We start from the raw sequence: 17,182 nt of genomic DNA on the forward strand, positions 1-17,182 counted from the left end.
AAGAATGAAACTAAGGAGATTCCAAAAAACACGCTATCAACTACTAATAATTAGCTTAATTATTATACTTATTAGCTCAATCACCTTAGCTGTGATGATTGGCCCAGTATCAATTCCGCCTTTAAGAGTTTGGCAAATAGCACTTGCCCAATTATTCCCCAATTTAACAGGAGATTGGACACCTGCACAGGTGCAAATTGTGTGGTTAATTCGCTTCCCGCGTGTGCTGTTGGCTTTTTTTGTAGGTGCGGGGCTGTCGGTGGTGGGTGTGACGATGCAAGCTTTGGTAAGAAATTCCCTGGCTGACCCTTATATCCTTGGTGTCTCCTCTGGTGCGTCGGTGGGGGCTGTTTTAGTCATTCTGTTTGGGGTTTTCGCTTCTCTGGGGATATATGCGGTATCTGTGGGGGCGTTTCTGGGGGCAATGTTGTCGTTTGTCGTGGTTTTTTTGTTGGCGCAGCGTCAGGGAAGGATTTCTTCGACTCGGTTAATTTTAGCTGGTGTGGCGGTATCTTACTTATTCTCTGCTGTCACCAGTTTTTTGACGTTGAAAGCGGGAAGTGGTGATGCGGCGCGGCGAGTATTATTTTGGTTGTTGGGGGGACTGTCGGGGACAAAGTGGACTGATTTGATTTTACCGATGGTATCTCTGGGAATAGGGATGGTTTACTTATTATTGCAGAGGCGATCGCTTAATGCTTTACTAATTGGTGAAGAAACAGCCATGACTTTGGGAACAGATAGCGATCGCTTCCGTAAGCAGTTATTTTTGGTAACATCACTATTAACTGGTGTGATGGTTGCAGTGAGTGGGGCTATTGGTTTTGTGGGTTTAATGATGCCCCATAGCGTCCGTTTATTTGTGGGTTCAGATCATCGCCGTGTCTTACCTGTAAGCCTGTTACTAGGGGGAATTTTCCTGATTTGGGCAGATGTATTAGCACGCACCATCATCGCCCCAGAGGAATTACCTATTGGTATTATTACGGCACTTTTCGGTACTCCTTTTTTCATTTGGTTAATGCAGCTTTCTCCAAAAACATTGGGAGGGGGACGATGAGGCTGGTAGTGGAGAATTTGTCTTGCCGTATTGAGAAAACGCCGATTTTGCGGGATATTAATCTGGAAGTCGCATCCGGTGAGTTTGTCGGATTGATTGGCCCTAATGGAAGTGGGAAATCTAGCCTATTGCGCTGTATTTACCGCGTTCTCAAACCGGATACAGGACGAATTACTCTTAATGGTCAAGATATTTGGCAATTGAGTCCCCGTGAGATGGCGCAACAGACAGCAGTGGTTTTACAGGAGACACCAACGGAATTTGATTTCACGGTTGAGGAAATGGTGTGGATGGGTAGGAATCCCCATCAAGGAATGTTTGAGCGAGAAACAGCTAAAGACCGAGATATCGTCAGGGAAGCACTATATCAGGTGGGAATGCTGGAGTTTTGTGAGCGTTCCTTTGTTTCCCTTTCTGGCGGTGAGAAGCAGCGAGTATTGGTAGCAAGAGCTTTAGCACAACAAGCACAGTTTTTGATTCTCGATGAGCCGACTAATCATTTAGATATCCGCTATCAGTTAGAACTTTTGGAGTTGGTGAAGGGGTTGGGTGTAACTACGATAGCAGCGTTACATGATTTGAATTTAGCTGCTAGTTATTGCGATCGCATTTACGTGGTAGACAAAGGAACAATTAGGTCTGCGGGATTACCGAAAGAATTGCTCCAACCTGCTTTAATACGAGAGGTGTTTGGTGTGGGGTCAAAAGTGGAACACGATCCCAGCAATGATAAATTGCGTATCAGCTTCTTCCTGGATGGGAAAATTGAGAATAAAAAATAAGTTTAGGTTGAGGCTGAGACAACGGTGAATCAAGCTTTTTGGCATTTGAGACTTCCAGTTAAGTTTGACACTCTGTCTTTTGACATCAACAGTAGTTTGACTTAATTTCGCAGATAATAATTGAAACATCTGGAAAACCAGCAAATCAATTAATTGTTGGTGTGAGATTGAGGAACTAGGGTGAAACAATATAGTTTAACTGCTTATCTATGGCTAATATCTACCATATCAATTTTTACTGCATTCCCTGCATATTCAGAAGAAATAGCTATTAAAGACATTCCTCAATTAAGTGAGATACAGCTGACTCACACTAGTGTTAAAGAATTATTCGCACAGCAACCAAGTCAAGCTATTCAAGTGACAGGTGTACGTCTCAATCAAACTCCTAGCAGTTTAGAAATAATATTAGAAACCCCTACATCTGATCAGCTGCAAGTTTCTAACAAAAGTGAGAGAAATCAATTTATCGCAGATATTTCCAACGCTCAATTGCGTTTACCTAGTGGTAATTCATTTCGTCAAGAAAAGCCATTTACAGGTATTACAGAAGTAGTAGTCATAAATCAGGATGCAAATACTATCCGAGTGATCGTTACAGGTAATGTAGATATTCCCAAGGTCGAGTTAGATGACAGCGATGAAGGTTTAATTTTGGTCATCACCCCAGCAACATCCTCAACACCACAAACACCGGATACATCTCAACCTAGTAGCGAAACACCACCCACACAACCATCATCTAACGCCAATGAACCGATTGAATTGGTAGTCACCGCCCAAAAACGCCCGGAAGCATCACAGGATATTCCTCTGAGCCTCACGATAATTCCTCAGCAGGAACTCATAGATGGACAAATCAATTCTTTGCAAGCGATCGCTAACAACACACCCAATTTTACTTTTCTTCCCACCACAGCAGGGAGTGCTGATTTTAGTTACTACAGCTTGCGGGGGCTAAATAACTTTAACTTTTTAGCCAGTCAAGACACTGTTGGCTTTTATATTGATGATGTTCCCTTTGATTACGGCGGTTTTATAGACGTTGCTTTAATTGATTTAGAACGGGTAGAGGTGTTACGTGGCCCTCAAAGTACCCTCTATGGTAGAAGCAGTCCGGCTGGGGTAGTGAATATTATTTCTCGTTCCCCTAGCAATCAGCCAGAAATTGGCATTACCGCAGGTTATGGAAGTTACAACAGCCGAGAATTTCAACTCTCGCTCAGTAATGCCATTATCCCCGATCAACTTTCGTTTCGACTGGCGGGAGCATACAATGCACGAGATGGCATATTTAACAATATCTTTCTTGACAAGGCAACAGGAGAGCGATCGCAAGTCACTGGACGCGCTCAAATTCTCTGGACACCTACCCCAGAATGGAACATATCATTTAACGCCTATGCCAGCGATAACGACAATGGCAGTCCTACCTTTTCACGCCAAAATGCCGCCGATCCCTTCACCATCTCTCAAGAAGTCGATGGTTTTAATCGCCTCAGCACTAACACCCAGGCTTTGAAAGTGAGCTACAACGGTAATGGCTTTAGGGCTACATCTATCACCACACGGCGATTTAGTAATCAAAATACCTTAGTCGGTGATAACTTCCCCGGTGACTTATTGCAGCAAATTATTGGGATCAATTCTACCTTGTGGTCGCAGGAGTTTCGCCTCCAATCTCCGGAAAATGCGGAAAGGTTTCGCTGGCTGTTGGGTGGATATTACGAGTCACGAGATTTTCAAGTTATTGATGATACTTTTAAATATAGTGAAGCTGGCGCGGTGGCCTTTGGCGTACCAGCACCGGGAAGCGATCGCGTGTCCGCAGAACAATATCGCAATACTTACGCCATCTTCGGACAAGTTGATTACAAGCCAGTTACACCTCTAACTTTGTTTGCTGGTTTGCGCTACGAAACGGCTGATACTGACCTCGACCGTCGTCGTGTGTTTGAAAATACAGACGGTAGTGTAAATCCCCCCACGGCTGAAGTACGCGGTGCGACCCTAAATAATGATGAATTCATCCCCAGGTTTGGCTTACAGTATCGTTTCAGCCAGAATGTTATGGCATATGCCACCATAGCCAAAGGCTATAGACCAAGTGGATTTAACTACCGTGCTGATACAGAAGATACACGGCGATTTCAAGAAGAAACCTCCTGGACTTACGAAACAGGCTTAAAATCTTCTTGGTTAGATGACCGTCTCACGGCCAATCTCTCGGTTTTCCAAACAGACGTAGATAATTATCAAGTGCTGCTTACCGATGATTTTGGCTTTTTTAGAAACGTCACTAATGCCAATGTGAAAGTCACAGGCTTAGAATTTGAACTCACAGCCAAGCCAGTACAAGGATTGAATTTAATCGCTGGTATTGGCTATGTAGACAGCAGATTTAAAAACTACAGAAATCCCCTTACAGGCGGAGACTTTAGCGACAATCGCGTTCCTTTCGCGCCAGAACTTACCTATAATCTAGCGGCGCAGTATCGCAGTAGAGGCGGATTTTTTGCCCGTGCAGAACTACGTGGTTATGGTGTGACTTATTTCGATGATGCCAACCAAGTCAAGCAAGACCCCTATGTCTTGGTCAATACCCGCATTGGTTACGAAGGCGAACAATACGGTATTTATTTATATGCCAATAACTTGTTTGATACTCGTTATATTACCTCTGGGTTTCTGTTCCCAGCACCAAACGTCACAGCCGGATTTGGCGACCCTGTAACTTATGGTGTTCAGGTGCGGGCGCAACTGTGATGATTAACCGATCGCCTCTGGGACGAATAGCGATCGCACTCAACCAACGACTTTTGAACACACCCGTTCTGGCTGCGTAACAGCAGAATCGTCAGAATTAACTGCCAAATTTTCTGAACTTTCTGGTGCTGGGGTAAGCTTTGATATCTCAATTAGAGGTAAAGTAATTTTCACCGACGTTCCCTTGTTTAGACCAGCACTTTCTAGGGTGATCGTACCGCCCATAAGTTCAATTAAGTTACGGGAAATTGCCAGACCCAAGCCTGTACCTTCATGTTTACGTGTGTTGTTTCCATCTACCATCACAAAGGGACGGAATAGCTTTTGTTGTTGCGTGGGTTCAATTCCTAAACCTGTATCTGTGATAGTGACGGTGACTTGAGATTTGCCACTAGTATTATGCAAAGATGTGGAAATTGTAATACCACCTTCATCGGTGAATTTAGTAGCGTTACCAATAATATTGATTAATACTTGTCTGAGTTTGGCTGCATCTGCCTTGACAGGAATTATTTCCGTACCTAAATTAGTTTTTAGCTGCAAACCTTTGTGTTGAACATTCACTGACTGCAAATTGATCACTTCCAGTAAGATTTGCCTAAAATCAAGCGGTTCTGTGACTACAGAGAGTTTACCTGCTTCAATTTTGGAAATATCTAGTAAATCATTAATAATTCCTAGCAAGTGGATAGCTGTCTCATCAGCACGTTCTAGAAATTCGAGTTCTTCTTCCCGACTATCACACATATCATCTTTAACAAAGCGGATAGAGTTGATAATAATGTTGAGTGGATTGCGTAATTCGTGGGAAGTTGTTGCTAAAAATTGACTTTTAATTTGGTTGGCAGTTTTTGCTTCTTTCCAAGCAGTTTCTATTTCTTCTGACCAAGCTTTTAGCCTATCAACCATTTGGTCTAGTGCTTGTGCTAGCTGATTAAATTCCCGAATTTTGAAGTTGTGGGGTATGGGATTGGCGACGTGGTGGCTATGAATATTTAAGGCGTAGTCTCGTAATGTTTCTACAGGATTGGCTAAGTAAGGAGCTAAATATAAAGATGCCAGTAAGCTAGCACCAATTAAACCCACTGTTAACACAATCAAAATCAGTTTGATTTCTTCTAAACCTAATAGGGCATTATCTACGCTTGTGACAGCCAGCACTACCCATTTTTGTCGTTTCTGGATGGTGATGGGGTCATTAATGGCTGTATAACCGACAACTAATTCTCTACCATCTCGAAAATACAAATTGATCGACTCTCTTTTACCTGCGATCGCATTTTTGATAATACTTTTGAGTTGAGCTGCATCTGGGTGTTCTCTAATATTACTCCCCACCAAGTCCACTAATGGGTGTGCTAATATCGTCCCATCTTCAGCAATGACCAGGGTTGAACCAGTTAGCGACCCAGGTTTATTTTTAGTTTGTTGGTATAAGGCTGATTGTAAACTCAAAGCATACCGCAATTGCCCAGAGCCATTGTAAACAGGTGCTAAAAGAACTAATCCTAGTTGTTGTTGGGTTTTTCTTTGACCAGTAGTTCCTGACTTTGGTGGAGGGATGGTTCTGATATCTACCCCGTTACTGGGGAAAGAGAGATTAATTGGCGTAATGGCTTGATTACCGCAGCTACTGGCAACGATGTTATCACTTTGTAAGTTAGTTAATTGTAAACACTCAACGTAGTTGGGTAATTCTTGTGTTAACTGGGTGAGAAATTCTTGAATTTCCGTTGCTGACCCCGACTGGACAACCGTTGTGCGACTGGCAAGTGATAAATTAATTTTGAGATTAGCGATCGCATTTAAAATTTTCTCTCCTTTGATCACAGCACTGTCCGTCAGATTTTGACGAGCTGTGTTCAATAAGCTAGAACGTGCCTTATTCAAAGCCGCTATTTGGCCAATCAATAACACAGGCACAAACAGCAACAAAATTCTCGTTACTAAAATACGTCTAAAGGATGATTGACGGGGATTAGCCATCGAGCGCGTCTCACTTCACAACTGAAAAACCACAACAGTCTAGATATGCAACTAAACCAGCTAAAGGAGACATTTTATAAATTTACCCATATTTTATAATTAGCCCCCAAAGGTATCAAAGATTTAATCCACAAAAAGCAATGTGCTATACCAAAAATTGTAGTGGGTAGATGTGAGATGGACTTGTGCTGCATATTGATCAACTATCGCGGGGAAGAATTTAAAATGAAAAATTTTCAACAGCCATCTTGATGGCAGGCAGAATGTTTATGAGTTTTTAAATGTTTTTGTAACTGAGAACAAAACTATGCGAAAAATCTGAAATACGATATGATCCTATTCCTTAACTGCCTCCTGTCTTCAGTCACACAATCAGACTAGCAACCCAACCTAATGGTGCAAAATCGTCCATATACGACAGTAATTTTAGCCATGAGTGCAGATGGCAAAATAGCAGATTTTAAGCGATCGCCTGCTCGATTTGGCTCAGATGTAGATAAAGCGCACCTAGAACAACAAATTGCTGCTGCTGATGCTGTGTTATTAGGTGCAGGCACTCTGTGCGCCTATGGTACAACACGGACAATATCACAACCGATACTTTTACAGCATCGACAACAAGAAGGTAAAACTAACCAGCCGATTCATATAGTCACTACACAGTCTGGCAACCTCAATCCGGAAATTAAATTTTTTCAGCAAGGAATTACACGCTGGTTGCTGACAACTACGGTAGGCGCACAATCTTGGCAAGGACGATCAGAATTTGACCAGATTTTAGTTTTTGAAACACCAACGGGAAAAATTGATCCTATTGCTGCCTTAAAATATTTAGCCCCTCTAGGTATAGCACGCTTGGCTGTTTTAGGTGGAGGAGCATTGGTAGCTTCTCTGCTGGAGTCAAATTTAATAGATGAATTATGGCTGACTGTTTGCCCTTTAATCTTAGGTGGTGTAAATTCACCGACACCAGTAGACGGTCAAGGGTTTATGTCACAGTTAGCTCCTCGGTTGGAACTTTTAGAAGTTAAAACAATAAACCAAGAAGTTTTTCTCCATTATCGTCTGCAACAACCAATAGATTAGATTACGCTATTCATTGGGTATCAGGGAAAAGGCGAAAGGGTAAGGATTATGCTTTCCCCAATTCCCAATACCAACTTTTGAATTTTGAATTGATTTGTCCCCACTCCTCATCCCCCAACAATGGTAGAACAACTCAAGCCGCGTTATTCTAGCGTTTGGATCAACAAAGTTGCTGAAGTACCCCAAGATGCCTGGGATGCTTTAGCTTTACCCCTCAAAACTCCTTTTTTAGAGTGGGATTGGTTGCATAATCTGGAAAATTCCCAGAGTGCTACAGCTAAAACTGGCTGGCTACCAAATCACTTGACTTTATGGCGAGATAAAACGCTGATTGCTGTTGCTGTGTTATATCTCAAAGGTCATAGTTATGGCGAATTTATCTTTGACCAGCAGTGGGCAGAGTTAGCGGAACGCATCGGGGTGCAATATTACCCGAAACTTTTGGGGATGACTCCATTTACTCCAGCTGAAGGTTATCGGTTTTTAATAGCACCTGGGGAAGATGAGCTGGAAATTACAGCGATGATGGTACATGAAATTGATGCTTTTTGTCTCAAAAATCATATTTCAGGCTGTCATTTTCTCTATGTTGACCCCGATTGGCAACCGGTTTTGGCACAAACAGGTTTTACCCCTTGGTTACACCATAGTTATATTTGGGAAAATTTAGGATTTCAGAGTTTTGATGATTACTTGTTGGGTTTTAATGCTAACCAGCGTCGTAATATCAAGCGAGAACGCAAGGCTGTAGAAAAAGTAGGTTTAAAACTACAACCACTAACTGGGGATGATATTCCTAAATCTTTGTTTCCTTTGATGTACCAGTTTTATGCTGACACTTGTGATAAGTTTGGCTGGTGGGGTAGCAAGTATTTAACCAAACAGTTTTTTGAGCAGTTACACAATAATTATCGTCATCGAGTTGTATTTTTTGCTGCCTATAGCGAACAAGATGAACGTCAACCGGTGGGTATGTCTTTTTGCTTGTTTAAAGACGATAGATTATACGGTCGCTATTGGGGAAGTTTTCAAGAAATCGATTGCTTACATTTTGATGCTTGTTATTATGCACCGATTGAGTGGGCGATCGCTAACGGCATCCAATCATTTGATCCCGGTGCTGGCGGACGGCATAAAAAACGTCGCGGGTTTCCTGCTGCGCCTAATTACAGTCTGCATCGCTTCTATAATAGTCGTCTATCACAAATCTTACTTCCCTACATTAAGGAAGTAAATCAACTCGAACAGCAAGAAATTGAGGCGATTAATGCAGAGTTACCTTTTAGTAAACAAGAGTAGTTGATATTTGGTAAATGATAGCTGAGAAAGATTTACACTTGATATGGAGTGTAAAAACCTTGAATAAATAAATTTAATTTTGAGAACGTTTATGGATTTGATACTGGAAAATTTGGCGGCTATTGATGATAGACTTTCTCACCGTCACATCGAGCTTGATCCTGATGGATATTTTATTATCTATTTGGATCGAGCAGAGGGTTTAATTTATGCTAAACATTTTACAAATGTCATTGATGACCGTGGTTTAGCCGTAGATCCAGAAACAGGAAAAGTTATTCCTGCTAAGGGTAAAGTGGAACGCACCCACACAACAGTGTTTAGCGGTAGAACAGCTAAAGAACTATGCGTTAGGATTTTTGAGGAAACTCAGCCCTGTCCTGTAAGTCAGCTAGACCACGCAGCTTATTTGGGTCGTGAATTTGTCCGCGCTGAAGTAGCTTTAGTCGCAGGGCAAGAGTACATCCAAGATTAAGGATATGGGGGGATTTAATGAGTGGATTTTGGATTCAGTTTCAATCTAAAATCCGTCTTGAAAAGTTTCCTACGGCGGGAAACCCGCCTACAGAACTTTCCGCAAAATCTAAAATTTCCATTTTCCACTCCCTAATTACCCTTCCGATGATGGTTGAACTGCCAAATATATATAGTAAGTCGCCATTGGAATAATAGTGGCAGCGATTAAAAGTCCGACTACCCAAGCAGTGGCGTTACCTTTGTCAGTTTCTTCCGCTTTTTTGAAAGTGCCTTCTACCTGTACTTTGTCAACGATTTCGGGAGGACCGGGATCAGGTTGACCAGAGAGAACCGCAACTAGGCGATCGCTCGTATCCAAAAATGCCTGATTATATTTATTACCATCCCGTAAGGGTGCAGCTAATGTTTCATCAGCCACACTCTTAGCAATATCATCTGTTAGCAGAGATTTGACTTGATCTCCAGAAATAATTGCCGTACCGTTAGTGACTGTATCCAGCACTAACAAAGTTTGATTTGCTTTAGCTTCCTCAGTAGGAAACCATTGGTCAAATAGTGCCTTAGCAAAGCTTTCTGGGGTTTCCCCATAATCTAAGCGGCGAATTATCACAAATCTGACTTCATTACCTGTTTGCTTTGCCAATTCCTCGAAGGTTTTGCTAATCTGACCTTCGTTGATACGGCTGATAACTTCACTTTGATCTACAACCCAGGTAGAATCACCTGGTGTGAGGTTGGGTATCTGATATACACCTGTCGCTAATGCAGAGGTGGTAAATAGCGAAGAAGCTAGAATCACCGTCAGCAAAGGTAAAATCAGCCGGATGAGAAGTTTTTTCATCCTAAAAACTTGGTTGAGGAGCTGTTCCATTTGATGATCCTATAATACCGACTAGCATCAAAAATACTATACAACTAATGTCAAAATCTCTTCTTGTATCGATTTATCTAACTCAGGACTTACACATGGCTTAATCAGGTTTTGAGTGGTACTGAAACTACTTACTCGCCCCACTTTTTAACCTGGAATGGTGGGGGTGAAAAGGCGATGGCGTACCCGCCCACCGGATACTGTTGGCGAATGTAATACATTTTTGTATTTTAAAATATTACGCAAGCTCAAACCTTCAATCTGTGGTTGCGGCTTTTAGTTGTAACACCTTTGTTTATCCGTTTGTAACACTTTCGCCAACAGTATCCCCACCGGAGGTGATCGCAATGACGATGTATATTTAATCGTCAATTCGATGACCTTTCCCTCTCCTGCGAGGACTACGGTGTACACACATCTGGAGTGCTAGGTGCTAAATGTGGCTTGATCCCCCTAAATTCCCCGTTTCCAAGCTATCCATTACCCGGAGCTTTCTCAACAAAACGTAAAAATACTTAGATAAAGCCAAAGGCGTTTTTGTGCTTTAATTCCAACATTCTCTCATTTAAAGTGGATGTTTGAGTGGTTTATCCGAAACACTACGTTTGATTTTCTGTCTCTCCAGATGTACGGAGTTTTTTCAGAAATCAAATACTAGTCCTATAGCAGCGAATGCTATTCATTCAAGCATTTCTATTAGATTGTAGATTTTGAATTCTTACACAAAAACCAGTGATTTTTCCTAGAATAAGAATAGGTAAATTTGTAAAATTACCTAAGTTAAGATTGTGACAACATCTGCTGAGATACTATCACTGGTTAAAGACCCGGAACGCCTGGAAGTGCGTCTGGCAGAAATTCCCCCAGAACCGGGGGTTTATTTTATGCGAGACGGCAACGATCGCATTATATATATAGGTAAATCGCGCAAATTGCGATCGCGTGTCCGTTCTTATTTCCGGGATGGTTACAACAAAACTGAACGTATCGCCACAATGGTGAAACAGGTGACGGAAATTGAATTTATCGTCACTGATACTGAAGCGGAAGCCTTGGCGTTGGAAGCAAACTTAATCAAGCAGCATCAACCATACTTTAATGTGCTGCTGAAAGATGATAAAAAATATCCCTACGTCTGTATCACTTGGTCAGAAGACTATCCCCGCATTTTCATCACTCGCAAACGTCAACTAGGCAAAGAAAAAGATAAGTATTACGGGCCTTATACTGATTCAGGTCTATTAAGAGGCATACTGCACCTATCTAAGCGGATATTTGCCTTAAGACAACGACCGCAACCACTGTTTAAAGACCGTCCTTGCTTAAATTATGATATTGGTCGCTGTCCAGGTGTGTGTCAAAAGCTGATTTCGCCAGAAGAATATCGTAAAACTGTGCAGAAAGTCGCAATGGTATTTCAAGGACGGACGCAAGAACTGATCGATATTTTGACTGAACAAATGCAAACAGCGGCCGAATCCCTTAACTTTGAGTCAGCTGGGAGAATTCGTGATCAAATAGCTGGCTTAAAGTCTCTGAATGCACAACAGAAGGTTTCCTTACCCGATGATACCGTTTCACGGGATGCGATCGCTCTGGCAGCCGACGCACAACACGCCTGTATTCAATTATTTCAGATTCGCGCCGGTCAATTGGTCGGACGTTTAGCTTTTGTGGCTGAATCTCAAGCTGAACCAGGCGCAATTTTACAACGGGTATTAGAGGAACATTACCAAACTGCTGACTCGGTGGAAATTCCCGCAGAAATTTTGGTACAGCATGAATTACCAGATGGGGAAATGTTGGCGGAAGCTTTGACGCAACACAAGGGAAGAAAAGTCACAATTTTAACTCCTCAGCGTCAAACTAAGGCAGAATTAATTGAGATGGTGGAACGTAATGCCCAATATGAATTGCAACGGATGCAAAAATTAGGCGATCGCAATCACCAAGGGATGCAAGATTTAGCAGCGATTCTCGATTTACCCGACTTACCCCACCGCATCGAAGGTTATGATATCTCCCACATTCAAGGGTCAAATGCTGTCGCCTCCCAAGTTGTATTCATCGATGGGATACCCGCCAAACAATATTATCGCCACTACAAAATTAAAAATCCCACAGTCACCATAGGACATTCAGATGATTTCGCTAGTTTAGCGGAAGTGATTCAACGACGGTTTCGCAAGTATGCAGAAGATCCACAATTACCAAGAGTAGATAATCCTGACTGGCCTGATTTAGTGATGATAGACGGCGGTAAAGGACAACTATCTTCAGTGGTTGCTGTTTTGCAGGAGATGAATTTATTAGAAGACTTGCGCGTGGTGAGTTTAGCCAAGAAGCGAGAAGAAATTTTTTTACCGGGAGAATCAACACCTTTAGCTACTGATCTTGAACAACCAGGGGTACAACTGTTGCGACGACTGCGAGACGAAGCGCATCGTTTTGCTGTGAGTTTCCATCGTCAGCAACGGAGTGATAAATTAAAGCGATCGCGTTTAGATGAAATTCCCGGTTTGGGACACCATCGTCAGAAGCTGCTATTAGGACATTTTCGTTCTGTTGACTATCTCCGACAAGCCACACCCACACAAATCGCAGAAGTTCCAGGTATTGGAACGAAGTTGGCGCAAACAATCTATGACTATTTTCATCCCTCATGAAGAAGCTGACTTGATATCCACTTGATTAATCAATCATTAATCTACTTAAAATTTCATTCCATTTCTCTTTGTGAATTTTTTTAAGTTCCGTATCTGATTTTATTAATTTAGAATAACCATCAATGAAATCTGTGATAGACATAATTAATCTTAAATAATATTTAATTGTGGAAATAATTCCATTAAGAATTACTTGACATCCATGTTCTGATGAAATTTCTTTAATAAGTATATTAATCTTATCTGCTTCTGATTGTTTAATATAGTTTGAAGCAAAGATATAATACCGCCCAGGATGGTATTTAAGAATCTTTTCTTTAGCACGATAAACTATTTGCAGAGTTATTTCTTGACCATGTTTTACTTCTATAGATTCAACAAGATGATTATTTTGATCAAATATTTCAATATCTCCAGAAGTTTTAGAAGTTCGGTCAGAAGCTGTATGACTACCTAAGTCTCTTAGTGTACATGAATTATATCTGGAGATTTCTTTAAGTAAAATTTGATAAATGGCATAAAAAGCAATAACAGGCAATTTTGAACCACCATCAGTTTTATAGTTGTAATTAAAATGTTCCTCTAAAGCATTGACTAAACTTTTTATATCTAACTTTTCTGGATTTGTTAATTTAATAATTTCAACTACATTAGCATCCTTAGCTGATTTTATCAACTTAAGAAGCAATTTTAATACATCTTCTGATTTATCAGGATGTGTCTGTACAAAATCAATAATATTGAGAAATGCGGTTTTTAAAGGTTTAGGACTTATATTGCCGTTATAATCTAATGTATAAGGATAAGGTTGCTCAAAAGAACGAGTTAACCAACCACTTTCAGCCATTGCTGGTAAGCCTAACTCTGTTAATGTAGGAGTAATGTACTTTGTATCTATACTCCTCCCAGAGAAACCATTTGGCATTTCGGCTTGGTGGTATCTAATATCTTGGGTTGGATATAAAATTTTATGTACCAAAAGAGTAATTAGTACCGTACAAATTGCTTTTCTTGCAAAGCATTTTTTGGCGATTTCTACAATATAATCTTGATATTTTTGTGGTAATTCAATTTGACTAATTTCAAATTCAGATGTGCTTTGATAAATCTGTATAAGTTTTTCTCTATGACTGTTCATAAACGGAATTTCTAATTGAATAGATTGCTTAACATGACAACTTTGTGTAATATTGATCATGCCACTCATTATCTCTTGATGGTAAAAAACTTGTTTTTTAATTTGATTAGCAAGTTCATACATCACTGGGATAGAGACTGAATTGCCTATTTGCTTATAACACTCTGCTAAATTACTATGGGTTTTAAAACTATCAGGAAAACCCATAATTCTATAACATTCTCTAATGGTTAATTTCCTAACTGCATTTTCTTCTGGTATGTAAATAAAAAATCTCCCTGAAGTCTCTTGAGATGGTATTGTTGGATGCACCCCTTCTATGGAATAGATTCTATTTGGTTGATGATGAACTCTGGACAAATGTTCTGTGTTTGGCCGAATACCTGTTTTCCAAATATTTTTATTACGATATCCTACAAAAATTAAACCTGATTCTTGTTGCTTCGGATTATCTATCATTGTGTATTCTTGAGGATTTAAGTATTCAAATTCTCCTGAAGTACACAAAAATTCTTTTAGATTAGGGAACGGATAAGTTTTTTTGAGCAGTCCAAAATCAAATTTTTTATTTTTCGTAGCAACAAATACTACTCTTTCTCTATTTTGTGGCAAGCCAAAATCCTTAGAGTTAAGTATTTCGTAATTAACTACATAACCTATATCTTCTAAAGAATATAAGATTACTTCTAATGTTCTACCTTTATCGTGATGTAATATATGCTTAACATTTTCGAGAATAACTACAGGCGGATTAATATATTCAATAATTTCGCAAATATGGAAAAATAGAGTACCTCTAGTGTCATAAAACCCTTTTCTTCTGCCGCAAATACTGAAAGGTTGACAAGGAAATCCTGCTGTTAAAACATCAAAGTAAGGTAGATTCCATCTGTCAATTTTTCTGATATCATTTGCAGGTATGTCTCCAAAATTATTCAAGTAAACCTGTTGACAAGCCTCGTTAATCTCACAGGAGAATACACACTCATAGTCAGCTTTTTCAAAAGCTAATCTAAAACCTCCAATACCAGCAAATAAATCAGCAAATTTGAGTTTTAATCCCTCCATAAAAATTCTTAAAATATTTCCTTGAACGACTAAGTTAAACATTATAACAGAATATAATGAGTAAATGAATATACGTATCTTGTCTAGTACAAAATTAAGTGTTTCTAAAATTTCCACACTATTTTTTTCTCGCTAATAAGTAGAACAAGGCGAAAAAACAAACCTGTGTAAAGATAAATAAATACGTATAATGTGTCTACCAAGGAAACAGGGATATGGGAAGCCGTTTAAGAGTGTTTCTGACTCCAGAAAAAGGTAAAATTCTTTTTAACTTGAGAACGGCAGATGTACCCCAGAAAGTGAAAGACGGAGCAGAAGTGATTAAATTGAGTGCAAATGGTTGGTACGGAGAGAAAATAGCGACTCACTTTCATTTGACGGCAAAAACGGTACGAGAAGTTTTGCATAAGTGGGAAAAGCTAGTTATGGAAGGATTTTGGGAGAAACCAGGCGCGGAGGAAAACCAAAGTGGAAAGAAGCTAACATAGTAAATACCGTTAATTGGCAGTTCACCTTTAGTCAGATAAAATTGCTATATTTTAATTGGCTCATATGAAAAGAATTGAAGTTGAAAAAAGAACTATCTTCATTGGTTTAGCAGGTAGTCACGGCTATGGGTTAAATCGTCCTGAGTCTGATTGGGATTTTCGAGGTGTGTTTATTGCACCTAAAAGATATTATTTGGGGTTTGACCGCATTGAACAAAAAGATGCTGGTTGGGATGAACCCGGTATTTTTCCTTTTATTGATGGTAATAAAGACACCGTTATCTATGAATTAAAGAAAGTCCTTCATTTATTAGCAGGGGCTAATCCTAATGTTTTAGAATTGCTGTGGTTGCCTAACTATCCTGTGTTAACATCTGTTGGACAGCATCTCATTAAGCATAAAAAATTATTCTTGAGCAAAAAAGTTAAACATACTTATTCTGGCTATGCTTTTGCTCAAATTAAAAAGATGGAAACTCATCGTAAGTGGTTATTACATCCGCCACAAAAGAAACCACTACCATCTGATTTTGGCATAGAAAATGAAGAACCTTTAATTAAAGATGAATTAAATGCTTTTTTAGAGTATCTTTATATCTTGATTAGGGGCAGAATAGAATTTTTAGAAGAAGCTGAAGAATTATATAAATTACTCACGGCTGATATTGATTTTAAAGGTGTGCTAAAACAGTACGCTTTGCCTGATGAAGTTTTAGATTACATCCAGAAATTAACCAATAGTCGGAAAGATTTTATTCGCTTATTACAAAAAAGTCAAAATTATCAAATAGCCTTAAGAGAATGGAAGGCTTATATATCATGGCAAGAAAATAGAAATCCGGCTAGGGCGGAAATGGAAAGAAAGTCAGGTTTTGACCTCAAACACGGGATGCACTGCATTAGATTACTACGCAGTGGGTTAGAAATATTGCAAACAGGAGAAGTAATTGTAGATAGGAGAATAGCAGGTGATGTTGAGGATTTAAAAGCTATTCTCAAGGGTGAATATTCTTATGAACAGGTGATGCAAATGGCAGATGATTTAGTGGCTCAAATGGAATCTGTCTATGCAACATCAGCTTTACCACATCAACCAGATTTAGAGCAAATTAATGATTTGTGTATGGAATTAGTGGAAATGGAAGGGTGGGAGTAATAGTTATCATTAAAGAGTGTTGATTAAGTCGGCGAAACCGTAGAAACTGATGAGGAGTAATAATATTGCGGTGAGTTGGGTGAGTCTGGTTTGAGGTGAAGGCGCGATCGCTTCTCGCACTAATATAGAAATAGCCGCACCTACTACGAAACTTAAGCCCAATACTAAATAGGGTTCGGCTGGTACAATGATCGCAACGCTTAACATAGCGATCGCTAGCATCAACATTACTAACTCTACAAACCGAGGCGGGTTGTATTGACTAGCTAAAATGAAGCTGTTTAACCAAAATTGACAAAATCTCATAAACAGTTATGAGTGCTGTTAGCGGTAGCGCGG

13 protein-coding genes and 1 pseudogene are annotated in these 17,182 nt (G+C 40.0%); 10 read left to right on the plus strand and 4 right to left on the minus strand.

The window, feature by feature from the left end; translation table 11 throughout:
* The first annotated feature begins 4 nt into the window (after window positions 1-4).
* The 3 genes from ACM0OR_RS02680 to ACM0OR_RS02690 all read left to right on the plus strand — a co-directional run bounded on the left by ACM0OR_RS02680 (window position 5) and on the right by ACM0OR_RS02690 (window position 4,608).
* Window positions 5-1,060, plus strand: coding sequence for a FecCD family ABC transporter permease (locus ACM0OR_RS02680; protein ID WP_414574894.1), 1,056 nt, complete (start codon window positions 5-7; stop codon window positions 1,058-1,060).
* Entirely contained in the window at window positions 1,057-1,842 is a 786-nt protein-coding gene (locus tag ACM0OR_RS02685) for an ABC transporter ATP-binding protein (protein ID WP_414574895.1), read from the plus strand. The genes ACM0OR_RS02680 and ACM0OR_RS02685 overlap by 4 nt, the downstream gene beginning before the upstream one ends.
* Before the next feature lie 180 nt (window positions 1,843-2,022).
* Window positions 2,023-4,608 (plus strand): TonB-dependent receptor domain-containing protein, encoded by a 2,586-nt coding sequence (locus ACM0OR_RS02690; protein ID WP_414574896.1) that lies wholly within the window; start codon window positions 2,023-2,025, stop codon window positions 4,606-4,608.
* A gap of 39 nt (window positions 4,609-4,647) precedes the next feature.
* Here ACM0OR_RS02690 and ACM0OR_RS02695 read toward each other — a convergent pair whose 3' ends face one another.
* Window positions 4,648-6,594 carry an ATP-binding protein gene (locus ACM0OR_RS02695; protein WP_414574897.1) on the minus strand — a complete coding sequence of 649 codons (1,947 nt, stop codon included), beginning with the start codon at window positions 6,592-6,594 and terminating at the stop codon, window positions 4,648-4,650.
* Between the two features lie 393 nt (window positions 6,595-6,987).
* On the opposite strand from ACM0OR_RS02695, the gene ACM0OR_RS02700 reads away from it, so the two are divergent.
* The 3 genes from ACM0OR_RS02700 to ACM0OR_RS02710 all read left to right on the plus strand — a co-directional run bounded on the left by ACM0OR_RS02700 (window position 6,988) and on the right by ACM0OR_RS02710 (window position 9,454).
* The gene (locus ACM0OR_RS02700; RefSeq protein WP_414574898.1) at window positions 6,988-7,680 is read left to right on the plus strand and encodes a RibD family protein; all 693 of its coding nucleotides are present in this window, start codon (window positions 6,988-6,990) and stop codon (window positions 7,678-7,680) included.
* Window positions 7,681-7,800: 120 nt separating this feature from the next.
* Entirely contained in the window at window positions 7,801-8,979 is a 1,179-nt protein-coding gene (locus tag ACM0OR_RS02705) for a GNAT family N-acetyltransferase (protein ID WP_414574899.1), read from the plus strand.
* A gap of 91 nt (window positions 8,980-9,070) precedes the next feature.
* Entirely contained in the window at window positions 9,071-9,454 is a 384-nt protein-coding gene (locus ACM0OR_RS02710; protein WP_414574900.1) for a DUF4346 domain-containing protein, read from the plus strand.
* Window positions 9,455-9,589: 135 nt separating this feature from the next.
* On the opposite strand, the gene psb32 is transcribed toward ACM0OR_RS02710, so the two are convergent.
* Window positions 9,590-10,327 carry a photosystem II repair protein Psb32 gene (gene psb32 / locus ACM0OR_RS02715; RefSeq protein WP_414574901.1) on the minus strand — a complete coding sequence of 246 codons (738 nt, stop codon included), beginning with the start codon at window positions 10,325-10,327 and terminating at the stop codon, window positions 9,590-9,592.
* 529 nt (window positions 10,328-10,856) lie between these two features.
* Between psb32 and ACM0OR_RS02720 the strand changes: the two are divergent.
* Both ACM0OR_RS02720 and uvrC read left to right on the plus strand, forming a co-directional pair.
* Window positions 10,857-10,985: pseudogene (locus ACM0OR_RS02720) on the plus strand (IS630 family transposase); the annotation flags it as partial.
* A 130-nt stretch (window positions 10,986-11,115) separates the two neighbouring features.
* Entirely contained in the window at window positions 11,116-12,993 is a 1,878-nt protein-coding gene (gene uvrC / locus ACM0OR_RS02725) for an excinuclease ABC subunit UvrC (RefSeq protein WP_414574902.1), read from the plus strand.
* A 25-nt stretch (window positions 12,994-13,018) separates the two neighbouring features.
* Here the strand turns inward: uvrC and ACM0OR_RS02730 are convergent, their stop codons facing one another.
* The gene (locus tag ACM0OR_RS02730; RefSeq protein WP_414574903.1) at window positions 13,019-15,316 is read right to left on the minus strand and encodes a DNA cytosine methyltransferase; all 2,298 of its coding nucleotides are present in this window, start codon (window positions 15,314-15,316) and stop codon (window positions 13,019-13,021) included.
* A 98-nt stretch (window positions 15,317-15,414) separates the two neighbouring features.
* Here ACM0OR_RS02730 and ACM0OR_RS02735 point away from each other — a divergent pair, with 98 nt between their 5' ends.
* Both ACM0OR_RS02735 and ACM0OR_RS02740 read left to right on the plus strand, forming a co-directional pair.
* Window positions 15,415-15,687 (plus strand): hypothetical protein, encoded by a 273-nt coding sequence (locus ACM0OR_RS02735; protein WP_414574904.1) that lies wholly within the window; start codon window positions 15,415-15,417, stop codon window positions 15,685-15,687.
* 64 nt (window positions 15,688-15,751) lie between these two features.
* Window positions 15,752-16,843, plus strand: a complete 1,092-nt coding sequence (locus ACM0OR_RS02740; protein ID WP_414574905.1) for a DNA polymerase beta superfamily protein — start codon at window positions 15,752-15,754, stop codon at window positions 16,841-16,843.
* Window positions 16,844-16,852: 9 nt separating this feature from the next.
* Here ACM0OR_RS02740 and ACM0OR_RS02745 read toward each other — a convergent pair whose 3' ends face one another.
* On the minus strand, window positions 16,853-17,149 hold the full coding sequence (locus ACM0OR_RS02745) for a hypothetical protein (protein ID WP_190702167.1): 297 nt from the start codon (window positions 17,147-17,149) through the stop codon (window positions 16,853-16,855).
* Between the last annotated feature and the right edge of the window lie 33 nt (window positions 17,150-17,182).

Source organism: Anabaena sp. CCY 9402-a (genome assembly GCF_963920945.1).
GTDB classification, from domain to species: Bacteria; Cyanobacteriota; Cyanobacteriia; order Cyanobacteriales; family Nostocaceae; genus Trichormus; species Trichormus minutissimus.